Origin of the sequence: Pseudomonas sp. P7758, from assembly GCF_013386485.1 — a bacterium.
Classification (GTDB): Bacteria; Pseudomonadota; Gammaproteobacteria; order Pseudomonadales; family Pseudomonadaceae; genus Aquipseudomonas.
Window position 1 is genome coordinate 1 of record NZ_JACARS010000137.1, and the last position, 16,029, is coordinate 16,029.

At 62.1% G+C, this 16,029-nt stretch carries 14 protein-coding genes and 2 pseudogenes; 4 read left to right on the forward strand and 12 right to left on the reverse strand.

Annotated elements, in window-relative coordinates; translation table 11 throughout:
• Window positions 1-253: pseudogene (locus tag HX873_RS31855) on the reverse strand (hypothetical protein); the annotation flags it as partial.
• Between HX873_RS31855 and HX873_RS25800 the strand changes: the two are divergent.
• Window positions 152-1,244, forward strand: a pseudogene (locus HX873_RS25800) (OprD family porin). The pseudogenes HX873_RS31855 and HX873_RS25800 overlap by 102 nt on opposite strands.
• A 36-nt stretch (window positions 1,245-1,280) precedes the next feature.
• A complete protein-coding gene (locus HX873_RS25805) occupies window positions 1,281-2,222 on the forward strand; it encodes a polysaccharide deacetylase family protein (protein ID WP_003219811.1) in 942 nt (313 codons plus the stop codon).
• On the opposite strand, the gene pcaC is transcribed toward HX873_RS25805, so the two are convergent.
• The 11 genes from pcaC to pcaR all read right to left on the reverse strand — a co-directional run bounded on the left by pcaC (window position 2,219) and on the right by pcaR (window position 13,115).
• Window positions 2,219-2,611, reverse strand: coding sequence for a 4-carboxymuconolactone decarboxylase (pcaC, locus tag HX873_RS25810; RefSeq protein WP_003219813.1), 393 nt, complete (start codon window positions 2,609-2,611; stop codon window positions 2,219-2,221). The genes HX873_RS25805 and pcaC overlap by 4 nt on opposite strands.
• Before the next feature lie 187 nt (window positions 2,612-2,798).
• Entirely contained in the window at window positions 2,799-3,590 is a 792-nt protein-coding gene (pcaD, locus tag HX873_RS25815) for a 3-oxoadipate enol-lactonase (protein WP_003219815.1), read from the reverse strand.
• A gap of 10 nt (window positions 3,591-3,600) precedes the next feature.
• Window positions 3,601-4,965: a 3-carboxy-cis,cis-muconate cycloisomerase gene (locus HX873_RS25820; protein ID WP_177123401.1), complete on the reverse strand. Its 1,365-nt coding sequence runs from the start codon at window positions 4,963-4,965 to the stop codon at window positions 3,601-3,603.
• 49 nt (window positions 4,966-5,014) lie between these two features.
• Window positions 5,015-6,310 (reverse strand): MFS family transporter, encoded by a 1,296-nt coding sequence (locus tag HX873_RS25825; protein ID WP_003219818.1) that lies wholly within the window; start codon window positions 6,308-6,310, stop codon window positions 5,015-5,017.
• Window positions 6,311-6,490: 180 nt separating this feature from the next.
• Window positions 6,491-7,057: a protocatechuate 3,4-dioxygenase subunit alpha gene (gene pcaG, locus HX873_RS25830; RefSeq protein ID WP_003219820.1), complete on the reverse strand. Its 567-nt coding sequence runs from the start codon at window positions 7,055-7,057 to the stop codon at window positions 6,491-6,493.
• A 1-nt stretch (window position 7,058) separates the two neighbouring features.
• Window positions 7,059-7,763: a protocatechuate 3,4-dioxygenase subunit beta gene (gene pcaH, locus HX873_RS25835; RefSeq protein ID WP_003219824.1), complete on the reverse strand. Its 705-nt coding sequence runs from the start codon at window positions 7,761-7,763 to the stop codon at window positions 7,059-7,061.
• 28 nt (window positions 7,764-7,791) lie between these two features.
• Complete coding sequence (gene pcaF, locus HX873_RS25840) at window positions 7,792-8,997, reverse strand: 3-oxoadipyl-CoA thiolase (protein ID WP_177123402.1); 1,206 nt, start codon at window positions 8,995-8,997, stop codon at window positions 7,792-7,794.
• Window positions 8,994-9,776, reverse strand: a complete 783-nt coding sequence (locus HX873_RS25845; RefSeq protein ID WP_172834582.1) for a CoA-transferase subunit beta — start codon at window positions 9,774-9,776, stop codon at window positions 8,994-8,996. Before HX873_RS25845 ends, pcaF begins: the two co-directional genes overlap by 4 nt.
• Window positions 9,773-10,630, reverse strand: a complete 858-nt coding sequence (locus HX873_RS25850; protein ID WP_003219830.1) for a CoA transferase subunit A — start codon at window positions 10,628-10,630, stop codon at window positions 9,773-9,775. The genes HX873_RS25845 and HX873_RS25850 overlap by 4 nt, the downstream gene beginning before the upstream one ends.
• Before the next feature lie 147 nt (window positions 10,631-10,777).
• Window positions 10,778-12,124 (reverse strand): MFS transporter, encoded by a 1,347-nt coding sequence (locus HX873_RS25855; protein WP_003219832.1) that lies wholly within the window; start codon window positions 12,122-12,124, stop codon window positions 10,778-10,780.
• A gap of 148 nt (window positions 12,125-12,272) precedes the next feature.
• A complete protein-coding gene (gene pcaR, locus HX873_RS25860) occupies window positions 12,273-13,115 on the reverse strand; it encodes a pca regulon transcriptional regulator PcaR (protein ID WP_003219833.1) in 843 nt (280 codons plus the stop codon).
• 667 nt (window positions 13,116-13,782) lie between these two features.
• On the opposite strand from pcaR, the gene HX873_RS25865 reads away from it, so the two are divergent.
• Window positions 13,783-13,983, forward strand: a complete 201-nt coding sequence (locus tag HX873_RS25865) for a hypothetical protein (RefSeq protein ID WP_003219834.1) — start codon at window positions 13,783-13,785, stop codon at window positions 13,981-13,983.
• A gap of 310 nt (window positions 13,984-14,293) precedes the next feature.
• Window positions 14,294-15,769 (forward strand): inorganic phosphate transporter, encoded by a 1,476-nt coding sequence (locus tag HX873_RS25870; protein ID WP_003219836.1) that lies wholly within the window; start codon window positions 14,294-14,296, stop codon window positions 15,767-15,769.
• Window positions 15,770-16,029 lie beyond the last annotated feature (260 nt).

The window sequence follows — 16,029 nt, forward strand, 5'->3', positions numbered from 1 at the left end:
CCCCCGCACCGCCCCGCACCATGGCCGCCACCTGCATAACCCCAATAACAACAGGTCTGACACCATGAGCACTTTCGACCCGCGCCGGCTTTTGCTGGCAATCGCTGTCGCCAGCATTGCCCTCCCCGTTGTCGCTGAAGAACACGGCTTCCTGGAAGACGCCAGCGCCAACCTCAACCTGCGTAATTTCTTCTTCAACCGCAACTACACCAATCCCACCAAGACCCAGGGCGGCGCACAGGAGTGGACGCAAAGTTTCATCCTCGACGCCAAATCCGGCTTTACCCAGGGCACCGTCGGTTTCGGCGTGGATGTACTGGGCCTGTACTCATTGAAGCTCGATGGCGGGCGCGGCACGGGTGGCACCCAGCTGTTGCCGCTGGACCNNGAAAGTCGGCGAATGGATGCCGGTGCTGCCGATCCTGCGTTCGGACGATGGCCGCTCGCTCCCGCAAACCCTGCGCGGCGGGCAAATCACCTCCAAGGAGATCGACGGCCTGACCCTGTACGGCGGCCAGTTCCGCGCCAACAGCCCACGGGACGACAGCAGCATGACCGACATGTCCATGTTCGGGAAAACCGCGTTCACCTCCGACCGCTTCAACTTCCAGGGCGGCGAATATGCCTTCAACGACAAACGCACCCAGATCGGTGTGTGGAACGCCCAACTCAAGGACATCTACAGCCAGCAATACCTCAACCTGATCCACAGCCAACCGGTGGGCGACTGGACCCTGGGCGCCAACCTCGGGTTCTTCTATGGCAAGGACGACGGCAGCGCCCGCGCCGGTGACCTCGACAACAAGACCTGGTCCGGACTGTTCTCGGCCCGATACGGCGGCAACACGTTCTACGTCGGCCTGCAAAAACTCACCGGCAACAGCGCCTGGATGCGCGTCAACGGCACCAGCGGCGGCACCCTGGCCAACGACAGCTACAACGCCAGCTACGACAACGCCCAGGAAAAATCCTGGCAGGTACGCCATGACTATAACTTCGCCGCCCTGGGTATTCCGGGCCTCACGCTGATGAACCGCTACATCAGCGGCAGCAACGTACACAGCGGCACGGTGACCGATGGCAAGGAATGGGGACGGGAAAGTGAAGTGGCCTACGTGGTGCAGAGCGGAGCGCTGAAGAATCTCAATGTGCGCTGGCGTAACTCCAGCATGCGCCGGGACTACAATAACAACGAGTTTGATGAAAACCGGTTGATCGTCAGTTACCCGATAAGCCTGCTGTAAAGCCTCGACAGTCTTGTTGTATGGTGCGCGCGTGTCATGGATGACCCGCCCCAGCAGCCAATGTCATTCGAGTCCGCCATGAAACACTTCGCCACCGTATCGGCCGCACTAGCCCTGGCCCTGAGCCTCAGCGGTTGCATCGGCCCGCCTCTGGCGCTGACACCGCAAACCGAACAACGCCTGAAAACCGAGGCGCCAATCCGTTTTTTGCTGACCTTCGATGACGGCCCCAGCGCCTCGGGCTTCATGAACCCCAGCCGTTCGGTGATGGCGGACCTGGCGAACAACCCGATACAGCCGGGGATCAAGGCGGTGTTCTTCCTGCAGACCGAGGCGCCCCGCTCCGGCGGCAACCCGCGGGGCTACAAGACCATGGAGCGCGAATACGCGGCCGGCCATATCCTGGGCTTCCACACCGCGACCCCGTGGCACAGCAACCATCGCTTGCAGAATCCGGCTGAACTGGAGCACTACCTCAGCCTGGGTTCATCGACCCTCACCTCCATCACCGGCCAACCGCCCACACTGGTACGCCCGCCGTTCTGGAACTACGACAAGCGCACCTTCGCCGCCTATCAGCAACACGGCATGCATGTGTTGCTGACCGACCTGAGTGCAAACGATGGGGTGATCTGGGTGTTCAACGGCAGCCCGCGTCGACGGGAAAACCTGATACGCCAACTCTCGGTGGTGCGTGAGCGCATCGCCAAAGGCGAATTACCGACGGTGGACGGCGTGATCCCGGTGGTGGTGACCTTCCACGATATCAACCGCTACACCGCCTGGCACTTGAAGGAATACCTGCAAATCCTGCTGGACAGCGCCCATATCAATGGCGTGCCCCTCGCCACACAGCCTTTCTACACCGACCGGACAACCTTGCAGCGAGCCGCCATGGCCCGCACGGTAAAAAGCGCCGACGAAGTGGTGCACCTGCCAGGTGTGTGGAATTGGGTGTGGGACGCTGACTCGCACTAGGCGCGCGACTCTACCCCCAACTCATCCCACACCGACTCGGCCAAGTGAAACGTCGCATTCGCCGCCGGAATCCCGCAATAGATCGCGCTCTGCATCAGCACTTCCTTGATCTCGGCGCGGGTCACACCGTTGCTCGCGGCGGCGCGCAGGTGCAGCTTCAGCTCTTCGCTGCGGTTCATGCCGATGAGCATGGCGATGGTGATCAGGCTGCGGGTATGCCGCGGCAGGCCCGGGCGGGTCCAGATATCACCCCAGGCGTGGCGGGTGATCATTTCCTGGAACTCGCTGTTGAACTCGGTCAGGGCGTTGAGGCTGCGGTCGACGTGGGCGTCGCCCAGCACTTCGCGGCGCACTTGCAGGCCTTCGGCATAACGTTGTTTCTCGTCCACAAAACGCTCCTCATGCAACGGTGACGACAGGCACATACCTGTGGCGAGGGAGCTTGCTCCCGTTGGGTCGCGCAGCGGCCCCAGTGAGGCCGCTGCAGGGTTTTACAAATAGTTGGGTTGCGGCTGCTCAGGGGCTGCTACGCAGCCCAACGGGAGCAAGCTCCCTCGCCACAGGGTTCAGCGATACTCAGCGCGATAGCAGAAATTCCAGCACACGGTCGCTGAACGCCGCGCCGGCTTGCACGTTGGACAAGTGCGCGGCATAGAACTCGGCATACTCGGCGCCCTGCACATGCGCCTGGATAAAGTGCCCACCCGCCGGCGGCGTCACCGCATCTTCGCTGCCTGCGATCACCAGGGTCGGCACCTTGATCGACGCCAGTTGCTCGCGGAAATCCGCGTCGCGCACGGCCGCGCAGTTTGCGGCATAACCCTGGGGATCAGTCGCCGCCAGCATATCGGTGATCAGCTTGGCCTGGTCAGGATGAGCCTCGGCGAAGTCGGCGGTGAACCAGCGGGCAATTGACGCATCACGCAGGGCAACCATCGCGGCCGCACCGTCGCGCAGGACCATCTCGATCCGCGGGTTCCAGATCTCCGGCGTGCCGATCTTCGCGGCGGTGTTGCACACCACCAGCCGGCGCAAACGCTCACCCGCGTTGATCCCCAGCCACTGGCCGATCAGGCCGCCCATGGACAACCCGCAGAAATGCGCGCGCTCGATCTGCAACGCATCCAGCAGCGCCAACACGTCACGGCCCAATTGCTCGATGCTGTAGGGGCCTTCGGTGACCAGCGACTTGCCATGGCCGCGGGTGTCGAAACGCAGCACCCGGAAGTACTGGGTGAACGCCTCGATCTGGATGTCCCACATATGCAGGTCGGTGCCCAGGGAGTTGGACAGCACCAGTACCGGTGCATCTTCGGGGCCATCGAGTTGGTAGTTCAGTTCGCCATCGGCGAGTTGTACAAATCCCACAGCAGCCTCCTCAGGCAGTCAAAGCAAAATGTTCGGCCACGGCCCGGGTGACCCAGGTGTGCGCCTGGCCCAGGTAGTGCGCCGGGTCCAGCAGGCGATCGAGTTCGGCCGCCGAAAGCTCGGCAGTCACTTGCGGTTCATCCCCCAGCACCGCCCGCAGGTGGCGCCCGTCGGCGACGGCGCGTTTGCAGCATTGTTCCAGCAGATGGTGCGCGGTTTCGCGGCCCAGGCGCTGGGCGAGGACGATGCTGACCGCTTCGGCCAGTACCAGGCCCTGGGTCAGATCAAGGTTTTGGACCATGCGCCGGGGGTCGACTTCCAGGCCTTCGCTGACCAGCAGCGCCTGATGCAATGCACCGGATACCAGCCGGCAAATCTCCGGCAGGGTTTCCCATTCGGCGTGCCACAGGCCCAGGCTGCGTTCGTGTTCCTGGGGCATCGCGCTGAACATCGTTGCCACCAGGCCGGGCACTCGCGTGGCAGCGCTGATCAGCACGGCAGCGCCCACCGGGTTGCGCTTGTGGGGCATGGTCGAAGAGCCGCCCTTGCCGGGGGCCGACGGCTCAAATACTTCCGCCGCTTCGGTCTGCATCAGCAGGCTGATGTCGCGACCCAGCTTGCCGAGGCTGCCGGCGATCAAACCGAGCACCGAGGCAAACTCCACCAGGCGGTCGCGCTGGGTGTGCCAGGGTTGCTCCGGCAGGCCCAGCTGCAACTCGGCGGCCAGTGCTTGCGCCACCGGCATCGCCTGTTCACCGAGGGCCGCCAGGGTTCCGGAAGCACCGCCAAATTGCAGCACCAGCAAACGCGGCTTGAGCTCACTGAGGCGCTGCAGGTTGCGGGTGACTGCGCCGAGCCAACCGGCGATCTTCATGCCCAGCGTGACCGGCGTTGCATGCTGCAGCCAGGTCCGGCCCGCCAAAGGAGTTGTCCCGTAACGCTGGGCCTGGGCGGCAAGAATGTCCCCCAACCGCGCCAGGTCATGTTCGATCAGCTCGACCGCACTGCGCAGTTGCAGCACCAGGCCGGTGTCCATCACATCCTGGCTGGTAGCGCCCAGATGCACATAACGTTCGGCGCCGGCATCTTCGCTGGCGATCAACTTGCCGAGGGCCTTGACCAACGGAATCGCAGAGTTGCCTGCGGTGGCGATGGCGTCGCCGAGGGCATCTACGTCGTAGAGAGAAGCCAGGCAGGCCTGGGCAATGGGCGCGACGGCCGCTTGCGGGATCAACCCGACCTGAGCCTCGGCCCGGGCCAGCGCCGCTTCGAAATCCAGCATGCCCTGCAAACGCCCCTGGTCGCAGAACACTTCGGCCATGCCGTTGGCGGTGAAGTAGGCGTCGAACAGTTGGTTGCTCGTGCGCATCGTCATAACACATCCCTAGGTGGCGCATACCCGGCAACGGGCATGCGCCAGCCGGTTACAGATCGTGGTGCAAATACGCCGCCTCTTTGGGCAGGCGCAAGCTGAACAGGAACGCCACCGCCATCATCGCCGTGACGTACCAGTAGAAGGTGTTCTCCATGCCCATGGACTTGAGCCCCAAGGCCACATATTCCGCCGAACCGCCGAAGATCGCGTTCGCCACCGCATACGCCAGGCCCACGCCCAGTGCGCGTACTTGTGGCGGGAACATTTCGGCTTTCACCAGGCCGCTGATGGAGGTGTAGAAGCTCACGATGGCCAGGGCCAGGGTGATCAGCACAAAAGCCAGGAACGGGCTGCTGACGGTTTTCAGGGTCAACAGGATTGGTACAGTGCACAGCGTGCCCAGGGCACCGAACCACAGCATCGAGTTACGGCGGCCAATCTTGTCCGCCAGCATGCCGAACACCGGCTGCATGCACATGTAGAAGAACAGCGCGCCGGTCATGATGTAGCTGGCGGTCTTGGCGTGCATCCCGGCGGTGTTCACCAGGTACTTCTGCATGTAGGTGGTGAACGTGTAGAAAATCAGCGAGCCGCCGGCGGTGTAGCCGAGCACGGTGATAAACGCCGCCTTGTGATCGCGGAACAGCGCGGCAATGCTGCCGGCGTCCTTGTCTTCACGCATTTCCTTGCTGGTGGTTTCTTTCAGGGTGCGACGCAGCAACAGCGAGATCACCGCCGCAATGGCGCCGATCACGAACGGAATGCGCCAGCCCCAGGCCCGCAGTTCTTCTTCGGTGAGGATCTGTTGCAGGATCACCACCACCAACACCGCCAGCAGTTGCCCGCCGATCAGGGTCACGTACTGGAACGAGGCGAAGAACCCGCGCTGGCCCTTGAGGGCGACTTCACTCATGTAGGTGGCAGTGGTGCCGTATTCGCCGCCTACCGACAGGCCCTGGAACAACCGGGCGACCAACAGCAGGGCCGGGGCCCAGGCGCCGATGTCTTTGTAGGTGGGCAAAAAGGCGATGACCAGGGAACCGGCGCACATCATCAGCACCGAGATCATCATCGAATTCTTGCGACCGTGTTTATCCGCCACCCGGCCGAACAGCCAGCCGCCGATAGGGCGCATCAGGAAGCCGGCGGCGAACACGCCGGCGGTGTTCAGCAGTTGCACGGTGGGGTCGTCCGACGGGAAAAACGCCGGGGCGAAATAGATGGCGCAGAAGGCATAGACGTAGAAGTCGAACCATTCGACGAGGTTGCCGGAAGATGCACCGACAATCGCAAAAATCCTTTTGCTGCGTTCTTCTCCGGTGTAGTGGCTGGTTTTTGTTGTCATGTTTTTTCACTCAGTGGGAACGGTTATAGCCTAGACATACTTTGCAACAACCATGTTCCGCAAGCAGACTTTTGGATATTTGTTGCCTGGGCCGGCCTCATCGCGGGCAAGCCCGGCTCCCACATTTGGAATGCATTCCCCTGTGGGAGCTGGCTTGCCTGCGATAAATCCGCAACCCACTCAATAATCGAAGAACACCGTCTCTTCGTCTGTGCCCTGCAAAATCACATTCCACTGATACACACCCGCCGCATCCGCCTTGGCGATCAACGTGCGGCGGCGCTCCTGCGGCACACACGCCAGCAGCGCGTCATCCCCATTCGCCGCTTCACCGTCAAAGTAAATCCGCGTCAGCAGGTGCTTCACCAGCCCACGGGCAAACACCAGCACCACCAGGTGCGGCGCCTGGGTCGTGCCCTTCAACCCCGGCACACTGCCCGGCTTGATGGTGGTAAAGCGAAACCGCCCTTCGGCATCCACCGGCACCCGGCCGAAGCCTTCGAAGTTCGGGTCCACCGGTTTGTCCTGCTCATCCTCGGGATGGTCGTACTTGCCGGCCGCATTGGCCTGCCAGACTTCCAGCATGGCGTCGTTGACCACATCGCCATTGCCATCCACCACCTGCCCGGTGATCGCCACGCGCTCGCCGAGGGTGGCGGCAACGGTCAGGTCTTCGCGGTTCAGCCAGGTCAGGCCGATGTGGTAATACGGCCCGACGGTGTGGGAAGTAGTCGCGTTGAGGCTCATCTCATTTCTCCATCGGCGTGGCGTCGCGGCCGCGCAGGACGATGTCCCAGCGGTAGCCGAGGGCATAGTGCGGAATGGTTTTTTCCAGATCGAACGAGGCGATCAGGCGCTCCTTGGCGGACGTGTCCGGGACGCAGTTGTAGATTGGGTCGTAGGCCAGCAGCGGGTCACCGGGGAAATACATCTGCGTCACCAACCGCGTCAGCACACTCGGGCCGAACAGCGAGAAGTGGATGTGCGCCGGGCGCCACGCGTTGTGGTGATTGCCCCACGGGTAGGCGCCTGGCTTGATGGTCTGGAACTGGTACCAGCCGTCGGCGTCGGTGACGGTACGCCCGGTGCCGGTGAAATTCGGGTCCAGCGGTGCGTCGTGCTGGTCGCGCTTGTGGTTGTAGCGGCCGGCAGCGTTGGCCTGCCAGATTTCCACGAGGATGCCGGGAACGGGCAGGCCGTTTTCATCCAGCACGCGCCCATGAATGATGATGCGTTCGCCCTGGGGCTCGCCTTCGTGCTGGGCGGTCAGGTCGTTGTCCTTCTCGTTGACGCGCTCGGCGCCGATGGTCGGGCCGGTGATTTCCGACAAGGAATGGGGCAGGAACACCAACGGCTTGGACGGCGAACGCAGGTTCGTCGACTGGTAGGCCGGGTGCAGGTAATCAGGCTGAGTACCCGCTTGCGGGCGCCGGTATCCGGGCTTGTCACTCATGGAGCAATCCTCTTTATTCTTGTGGGTCTCAAACGCGTTCGATCGCCAGGGCCAGGCCTTGGCCCACACCGACGCACATGGTCGCCAGGCCTTTGCTGCCACCGTTTTTTTCCAGCTGATGCAGCGCGGTCAGTACCAGGCGCGCACCGCTCATGCCCAGCGGATGGCCAAGGGCAATCGCGCCGCCGTTCGGGTTGACCTGCGGTGCGTCGTCGGCAATCCCCAGCTCGCGCAGCACGGCCAGGCCCTGGCTGGCGAAGGCTTCGTTGAGTTCGATCACATCGAAATCAGTTACCGCCAGGCCCAGGCGTTCCACCAGTTTGCGCACCGCCGGCACCGGGCCGATGCCCATCACACGCGGCGCCACACCTGCGCTGGCCATGCCCAGCACCCGGGCGCGGGCGGTCAGGCCGTGTTTTTTGACGGCTTCAGCAGAGGCCAGAATCAGCGCGGCGGCACCATCGTTCACACCAGAGGCGTTGCCTGCGGTGACGGTCTTGTCCGGGCCGTTGACCGGCTTGAGTTTGGCCAGGGCTTCCAGGGTGGTATCGGCCCGTGGATGCTCGTCGTGCTCGACCATGGTTTCGCCTTTTTTGTGGGCGACACGCACCGGTACGATTTCTTCGGCGAAGAAACCGACGGCCTGTGCAGCGGCCGTACGTTGCTGGCTGCGCAGGGCGAAGGCGTCCTGGTCGGCGCGGGAGACTTTATAGTCGTCGGCCACGTTGTCAGCGGTTTGCGGCATCGGGTCGACGCCGTACTGGGCCTTCATCAACGGATTGATAAAGCGCCAGCCGATGGTGGTGTCTTCCAGCTTCATGTTGCGCGAGAACGCCGCATCGGCCTTGCCCATCACGAACGGCGCGCGGGACATCGACTCGACGCCACCGGCAATCGCCAGTTCCATCTCGCCGCTGGCGATGGCGCGGAAGGCCGTGCCGATCGCGTCCATGCCCGAAGCGCACAGGCGGTTCAGGGTGACGCCGGGAATGCTCTCCGGAAGGCCCGCCAACAATGCCGCCATGCGCGCCACGTTGCGGTTGTCTTCGCCGGCCTGGTTGGCGCAGCCGAGGAACACTTCGTCCACCGCGCTCCAGTCCACCGATGGGTTGCGTTCCATCAGCGCCTTGATCGGCAGTGCCGCCAGGTCATCGGCGCGCACGGTGGACAAGCCACCGCCAAAACGGCCGATAGGGGTACGAATGGCGTCACAGATAAATACGTCGCGCATCAGGCTTCTCCGGGGGCTTGGCCGTGGGCGGCAGCGGTGCGTGCCTCAAGGTCGCGCAGGGCAGTCAGTTCAATCTCGGTGGGTTCGGCGCTGGTGGTCACCTGGTCGGCAAAACGAATCGCCCAACCGGTGGCGGCCACTACTTGCTCACGGGTCACGCCGGGGTGCAGGGCGGTGACGACAAATTCGTGGCTGCCCTCCTCCGGCTCCATGATGCACAGGTCGGTAATAATCCCTACAGGACCGGCGCCTGGCAGACCCAGGCGTTTGCGCGAGTCACCGCCTTCGCCGTGGCCGACCGAGGTGATGAAGTCCAGCTTGTCGACAAACGAGCGGGCCGACTGCTTGAGGATGATCAGCACGCTCTTCGCGGAGCCGGCGATCTCCGGTGCGCCACCGGCACCTGGCAGGCGCACTTTGGGCTGGTGGTAGTCACCGACCACGGTGGTGTTGATATTGCCGAAACGGTCGACCTGGGCCGCGCCGAGGAAGCCGACGTCAATGCGCCCGCCCTGCAGCCAGTAGCGAAAAATCTCACCGGTCGGCACCACGGTGTCAGCGGTTTCAGCCAGCTCGCCGTCACCGATGGACAGCGGCAGCACCGAAGGCTTGGCGCCAATCGGGCCGGACTCGTAAATCAGCACCACATCCGGCGACGATGTCAGGCGCGCCAGGTTGGCAGCCTTGGAGGGAAGGCCGATGCCGACGAAGCACACCGAACCGTTCTTCAGGCGGCGCGCGGCGGCGACGGTCATCATTTCGTTGGTCGAGTAAGCCATTATTTGGCCTCCTGCGCGGTGGCCAGCTTGGCCTGGAATTCACTGAAATTGGCGGTGCCGTGGATGTATTCGTTGATCCACGCAGTAAACGTCTCACGGTCCCGGGCGATGGGGTCCCAGGCCTGGTAGAAACGGTTGTCACGTTCGGTGTAACCGTGGGCGTAGGACGGATGCGCGCCACCCGGCACATGGCACACGGCAGTCAGGGCCCAGGTCGGCAGCACGCAGGCGTTCATCGGCGCGTTGAGGTCGTCGACGATTTCTTCAACGGTAACGATGCAGCGCTTGGCCGCCAGGGCCGCTTCCTTCTGCACCCCGAGGATGCCCCACAGCAGCACGTTGCCCTTGCGGTCAGCCTTTTGCGCGTGGATCACGGTGATGTCCGGGCGCACCGACGGCACGGCCGCCAGCACTTCACCGGTGAAGGGGCAGGTCACGGTCTTGATCAGCGGGTTGACCTTGGGCAGGTCGGAGCCGGCGTAGGCGCGCAACACCGCGAATGGCAGGCCGGAGGCACCGGCGACGTAGGCATTGGCCAGGTCGGCGTGGCTGTGCTCTTCGATCTCCAGCGGTTGCGGCCATTGCTTTTCAACGGCGTCCCGCAGGCGATGCAGGGAACCCACGCCCGGGTTGCCGCCCCAGGAGAAAATCAGCTTGCGTGCACAGCCGGCACCGATCAACTGGTCGTAGATCAGGTCAGGCGTCATGCGCACCAGCGTCAGGTCTTTCTTGCCCTGACGAATGATTTCATGACCTGCCGCCGTAGGAATCAGGTGAGTAAAGCCTTCGAGTGCAACGGTGTCGCCGTCATTCACGAACTGCTTTACCGCATCAGCCAGCGAAAGGATTTCAGCCATGGGGTGGGCTCCCGGTATCGATCGAAAAAGGCGCTGGAGGCAGCGCCGAAGTGCTTGAAGATTAAGCCGGGGGTCGGGGCCAAACAATCCGATAATCGACTGAGTGTTCGATTATCGAACGGATTGTTGTCTTGCTATCGGTCCGCTTCAGGTAGCGTCGGCATGGCTGACCATGCCCTTGATCACCACCGCGGTGGTGGCCAATGCCGCCGGGATCACCAGGGCGGTCAGCACCTGTTCGAAGTTCCAGCCCAGGCCCAGCAAGGTCGCGCCCATCCACGCCCCGAGGATCGCGCCGAAGCGGCCGATGCCGAGCATCCACGACACGCCCGTGGCGCGGCCCTGGGTCGGGTAGAAACGTGCGGCCAGCGACGGCATCGCCGACTGCGCACCGTTGACACACATGCCGGCAATCAACACCAGAGTCGCCAGCAGCGTGATATTGCCCAGGCTCTGCCCCACCGCGTAGGCAAACACCCCGGCCAGCAGGTAGAAGGTACCGATGACCTTGTGGGGATTGAACCGGTCCATCGCCCAGCCCACGCCGACCGCACTCAATACGCCGCCAAACTGGAACAACGCACCGATAAACGCGGCCTGTTCCATGCTGGCGCCGCTGTCGCGCATCAGGGTCGGCAGCCAACTGGTCAGCAGGTAAACAATCACCAGGCCCATGAAATACGTCAGCCACAACAGCAAGGTGCCGGCGCTGTAGGTGCCGGAGAAGATCACCGCGAACACGTTGCGCGCCTTGACGGTTTTCTGTTCGGGCACGCTGAAGCTCGAGGCCTGGGCGACGATGCCCGGCTCGATAGGCGCCAGGGTCTTGCGCACCTTGTCGGTGCCGCGATTGCGCACCACCAGATAACGCGCCGACTCCGGCAGCCAGAACAGCAGCACCACCGCGAGGATCAGCGGCAACAGGCCGCCGATCATCAGCAGGCTGTGCCAGCCATACGCCGGGATCAGCTTGGCCGAGATAAACCCGCCACCGGCCATGCCCAGGTTGAAGCCGCAGAACATGCTGGTCACCAGCAGGGACTTATGGCGTTCCGGGGTGTATTCGGAGAGCAGTGTCGTGGCGTTCGGCATGCCGGCGCCCAGGCCGAGACCGGTGAGGAAGCGCAGGATCAGCAGTTGATCGACGTTGCTGCTGTAGGCCGAGGCCAGGCTGAAGGCCCCAAACACCAGCACCGCCCCCACCAGCACCACCTTGCGCCCGAAGCGGTCGGCGAGTGGGCCGGAGCCCAGGGCGCCGAAGACCATGCCGATCAACGCGGCACTCATCACCGGGCCGAGGCTGGCGCGGTCGATGCCCCAGTCCTGGGACAGCGCCGGGGCGATGAAGCCCATGGCGGCGGTGTCGAGGCCGTCGAGGAAGACGATGAGAAAACACAGGATCACCACTCGCCACTGATACCGCGACAGCGGCTGGGCGTTGATGAAGGACTGAACGTCCAGGCAAGTACCGACAGCAGGTGAAGGCTGATTCATTATTTTTATTTCCACACCGATGGGCGGGCGAACGACCTTGAGTCGTCATTATTATTGGGGCGGCGCCTTGAAGCGCTGCCGCACATTAATAAGCCTTGGGAAACACCGTCAATTCATCCAGCCGGGATCTGTGCGGTCACCGAACAGCTTACGCAAACAGCTGCGCGCTCAGCTCCTGGCTGGCACTGAGCATGCTCGGCAGGAAACGCTGCTCCAGCTCGCTGCGGCTGACCCGCCCGGCATGGGTGCTGACGTTCAGTGCCGCCAGGACCTGGCCCGAAGCGTCGTACACCGGCACGGCGATGGAACGCAGCCCTTGCTCCAGTTCCTGGTCGACAATGCACCAGCCCTGCTGCCGCACTTCCTGCAGGCATTCGAGCAAGGCTTGCGGGGTGGTGAGGGTGCGGCTGGTCTTGGTTTGCAGGTCGGCGTGGTCGAGGTAGTCCTGCAGCGAGGCGTCATCCAGCGCCGCCAGCAGGATACGGCCCATGGAGGTGCAGTAGGCCGGGAGACGGCCGCCCACGGAAAGGTCGACGGAAATCAGGCGTTGGGTGGTGGCGGAGCGGGCAATGTAGAGGATGTCATCACCTTCCAGGGTTGCCATGTTGCACGCCTCGTGGAGCTGCTCGCTCATGCGGTCCAGGTACGGCTGCGCCGAAACGGCCAGGGGCGTGGACGACAGGTAAGCGTGGCCGAGGGTCAGCACCTTGGGCAACAGCGAATAGGTACGCCCGTCGGTGGTGGCGTAGCCGAGTTTGATCAGGGTATGCAGGCAACGGCGTACGGCAGCGCGGGGGATTTCCGTGCGGTGGCTGATCTGGGCGATAGTCAGGTGGCGCTTGCGCTCCTGGAATGCCTGCACCACGGCCAGGCCGCGGGCCAGGGAGGTCATGAAATCCGGATCACCGGTAAACGCCTGGATGCGCTTGGCCGGTGACGCAACGATCGGCGGCGCCACTGATGCGAAGGAGTTGCGCAATTGATCGTTCATTTGGGGTCCTTTCTCTTATTTTTAACCGCTGCGGGAGGGTGACCGCTATTACAAGCCGCCGTGCAATGGCTGCACAAGGTAGGGCAACCAACATTGGGCGATTATCGGACGGTCATTCGATTATCGCAATTTGTCACCGCCGACCGGTGCCGGAACCCCTCTACATCCATTTGAGTGCCTTTCAGAATCGACTGATGTACGAGAGAAGTTAAGGTTGATTAACGCCTGTAGAACATTGCACGATTTATGGCGCCAATAGTTCAGCAAATACCCCACACACCTGCGTAACAAAACCCTCACACAAAGTTGACGATTTTTAACTTGTTGGCGATAGTGTTATTCAAGCGCGTGGCTATAATGCATCCTGTGCAGGAGCCAGCCTCGCCTGACCCCGAGGATAGATTTCACCCAGTCGTGCACCGGCTGCGTGCAGGCTCCGCCGCAAGTACCTGACACACATTTCGAATGCCTGCCAACTGCTTGTGGCTGTGACAAGAAAACTGTTGCTACGACAACTGCTCTTCTCCGGTATCGTGGCCGCGTGCAATAAAGAAGTGGTTTTTCCTGTATACCTTTCCACGCTGATCTTCAGATTGACGGTATACCGGGGGCGACTTCCCGGCATCGCGTTTCGCCGGAATCAAACTCAACTCAATTAGGTAACAATGTGACGAAAGACGAACTGCGCGCGGAACTTGAGCGCCAGGAACAACGTTACAAGGATGTTTACGGCGGGGAAGTCACCACCTACGCCGCCCAGCCAGAACCTGAACGCAAGCCATGGCGCAAACGAGCCAGCCTGCTCGACCAGGCCTTTGCCCAGGAAATCCAAAAGATTGAACAGGACCTCAAAGCCGAAGAGCCATAAGCGTTTCGGGTTGAGCTTCCAAAGGTGCCATCTCTCTGCCAGTACCACGCTGGTGGAGGGAAGCCCGTTATGTGGCCTTAGCGAAATTTCATACGATTGTTTCAGTTATTCCCTTCCGGCGCTTTATCCCGCAAATTTGATGGATCCTCCATATAAATCAATCACTTGCCAAAGCCCCGAAAACACCGGGATGCACGCCTCCCCCCCATTTTTTTTCGTTGAAGAATGTTACCGATGAGCAGCTAGTGCATTGATTACCGATGTTTTCTGGCATAATCGCGCCCCCTTACGACCGGGTCAGAAAACCTTCATGATCGATTTATTCAGCGGACTGGATGCTTGGGTTCTAGTGAGCCTGTTGCTCGCCCTGGCCTTTGTCCTCGCCTTCGAGTTCATCAATGGCTTTCATGACACCGCTAACGCGGTTGCCACAGTCATCTATACCAAAGCCATGCCTCCGCATCTGGCCGTGTTCTTCTCCGGGGTGTTCAACTTCCTCGGCGTGTTGCTCGGTGGGGTCGGTGTTGCGTATGCCATCGTGCACCTGCTGCCGGTGGAGTTGCTGATCAATGTGAACACCGGCCACGGTCTGGCCATGGTCTTCTCATTATTGGCAGCGGCGATCACCTGGAACCTCGGCACCTGGTATTTCGGGATCCCGGCGTCCAGTTCCCACACCCTGATCGGTTCGATCCTCGGTGTCGGCCTGGCCAACGCCCTGATCAACGACATTCCCCTGGCTGACGGCGTCAACTGGCAGAAAGCGATCGATATCGGCGCTTCGCTGGTGTTCTCGCCGATGGCTGGTTTCGTGGTTGCCGCCCTGGTGCTGCTGGGCCTGAAATGGTGGCGCCCGCTGTCGAAGATGCACAAGACACCGGACCAGCGCCGCAAGCTCGACGACAAGAAGCACCCGCCGTTCTGGAACCGCCTGGTCCTGGTGATTTCGGCGATGGCCGTGAGCTTCGTGCACGGCTCCAACGACGGGCAGAAAGGTATTGGCCTGATCATGCTGGTACTGATCGGCATCGTGCCGGCGCAGTTCGTACTGGACCTGGGCAGCACCACTTACCAGATCGAGCGCACCCGCGACGCCACGCTGCACTTGAATCAGTTCTACCAGCGCAATCAAGAAACCCTCGGTGAGTTCCTGGCCCTGGGCAAAAGCGTGAAAGACGATTTGCCGGGCAAGTTCCAGTGCAATCCGCAGCAGACTGAACCGACGATCAACGCCCTGCTGGGGACCTTGAAAGGTGTCTCTGACTACCATTCGTTGACCGCCGAGCATCGGATTGAAGTGCGTCGTTATCTGTTGTGCCTGGATGACACCGCGAAGAAGGTGGGCAAGTTGCCAGGCCTGGATGCGCGTGAGAAGTCGGACCTGGACAAGTTGCGCAAGGACCTGACGGCGACCACCGAGTACGCGCCGTTCTGGGTGATCCTGGCGGTGGCACTGGCCTTGGGCCTGGGCACCATGGTGGGCTGGAAGCGTGTGGTGCTGACCATTGGTGAGAAGATCGGCAAGCAGGGCATGACGTATGCCCAGGGTATGTCGGCGCAGATCACCACGGCCAGCATGATTGGCCTGGCCAACATCTTCAGCTTGCCGGTTTCCACGACCCATGTGTTGTCTTCGGGTGTGGCGGGGACCATGGTGGCGAACAAGAGCGGGCTGCAAGGTGGCACCGTCAAGACCATTCTGATGGCTTGGGTGTTGACGCTGCCGGCGACTGTGGGCCTGTCGGCCGGGTTGTTCTGGCTGGCTTCCAAGGCTTTGGGTAGCTGACAGCTCTTGGGCTTGTGAAGAGGGTGCGACCTGTGAGGGTCGTGCCTTTTTTTATGGCTGGGGTTTGGGTGTATATCCGTTATTTAGGTAACGGCCACTTATGGTTCCGCTCTTACAGCGGCTCACTTTTGAACAGCGCAAAAGTAAGCAAAACGCTCTTGCCCCACCACTCGGCACCTCGCCTAGGCTCGGTGTGCCCTCACTCCGGCTTTGGACCGTGGGCCGCCGTCATGGGCCATCCTTGGCCCAGGACCGCTAAC

Excerpts from the sequence above, each read along its gene's own strand:
- HX873_RS25805 (WP_003219811.1), top strand. The coding sequence starts at position 1,281 with ATGGATGACCCGCCCCAGCAGCCAATGTCATTCGAGTCCGCCATGAAA.
- HX873_RS25820 (WP_177123401.1), bottom strand. The coding sequence starts at position 4,965 with ATGACGATGCGCACGAGCAACCAACTGTTCGACGCCTACTTCACCGCC.
- HX873_RS25825 (WP_003219818.1), bottom strand. The coding sequence starts at position 6,310 with ATGACAACAAAAACCAGCCACTACACCGGAGAAGAACGCAGCAAAAGG.
- pcaG (WP_003219820.1), bottom strand. The coding sequence starts at position 7,057 with ATGAGCCTCAACGCGACTACTTCCCACACCGTCGGGCCGTATTACCAC.
- pcaH (WP_003219824.1), bottom strand. The coding sequence starts at position 7,763 with ATGAGTGACAAGCCCGGATACCGGCGCCCGCAAGCGGGTACTCAGCCT.
- HX873_RS25850 (WP_003219830.1), bottom strand. The coding sequence starts at position 10,630 with ATGGCTGAAATCCTTTCGCTGGCTGATGCGGTAAAGCAGTTCGTGAAT.
- HX873_RS25855 (WP_003219832.1), bottom strand. The coding sequence starts at position 12,124 with ATGAATCAGCCTTCACCTGCTGTCGGTACTTGCCTGGACGTTCAGTCC.
- pcaR (WP_003219833.1), bottom strand. The coding sequence starts at position 13,115 with ATGAACGATCAATTGCGCAACTCCTTCGCATCAGTGGCGCCGCCGATC.
- HX873_RS25870 (WP_003219836.1), top strand. The coding sequence starts at position 14,294 with ATGATCGATTTATTCAGCGGACTGGATGCTTGGGTTCTAGTGAGCCTG.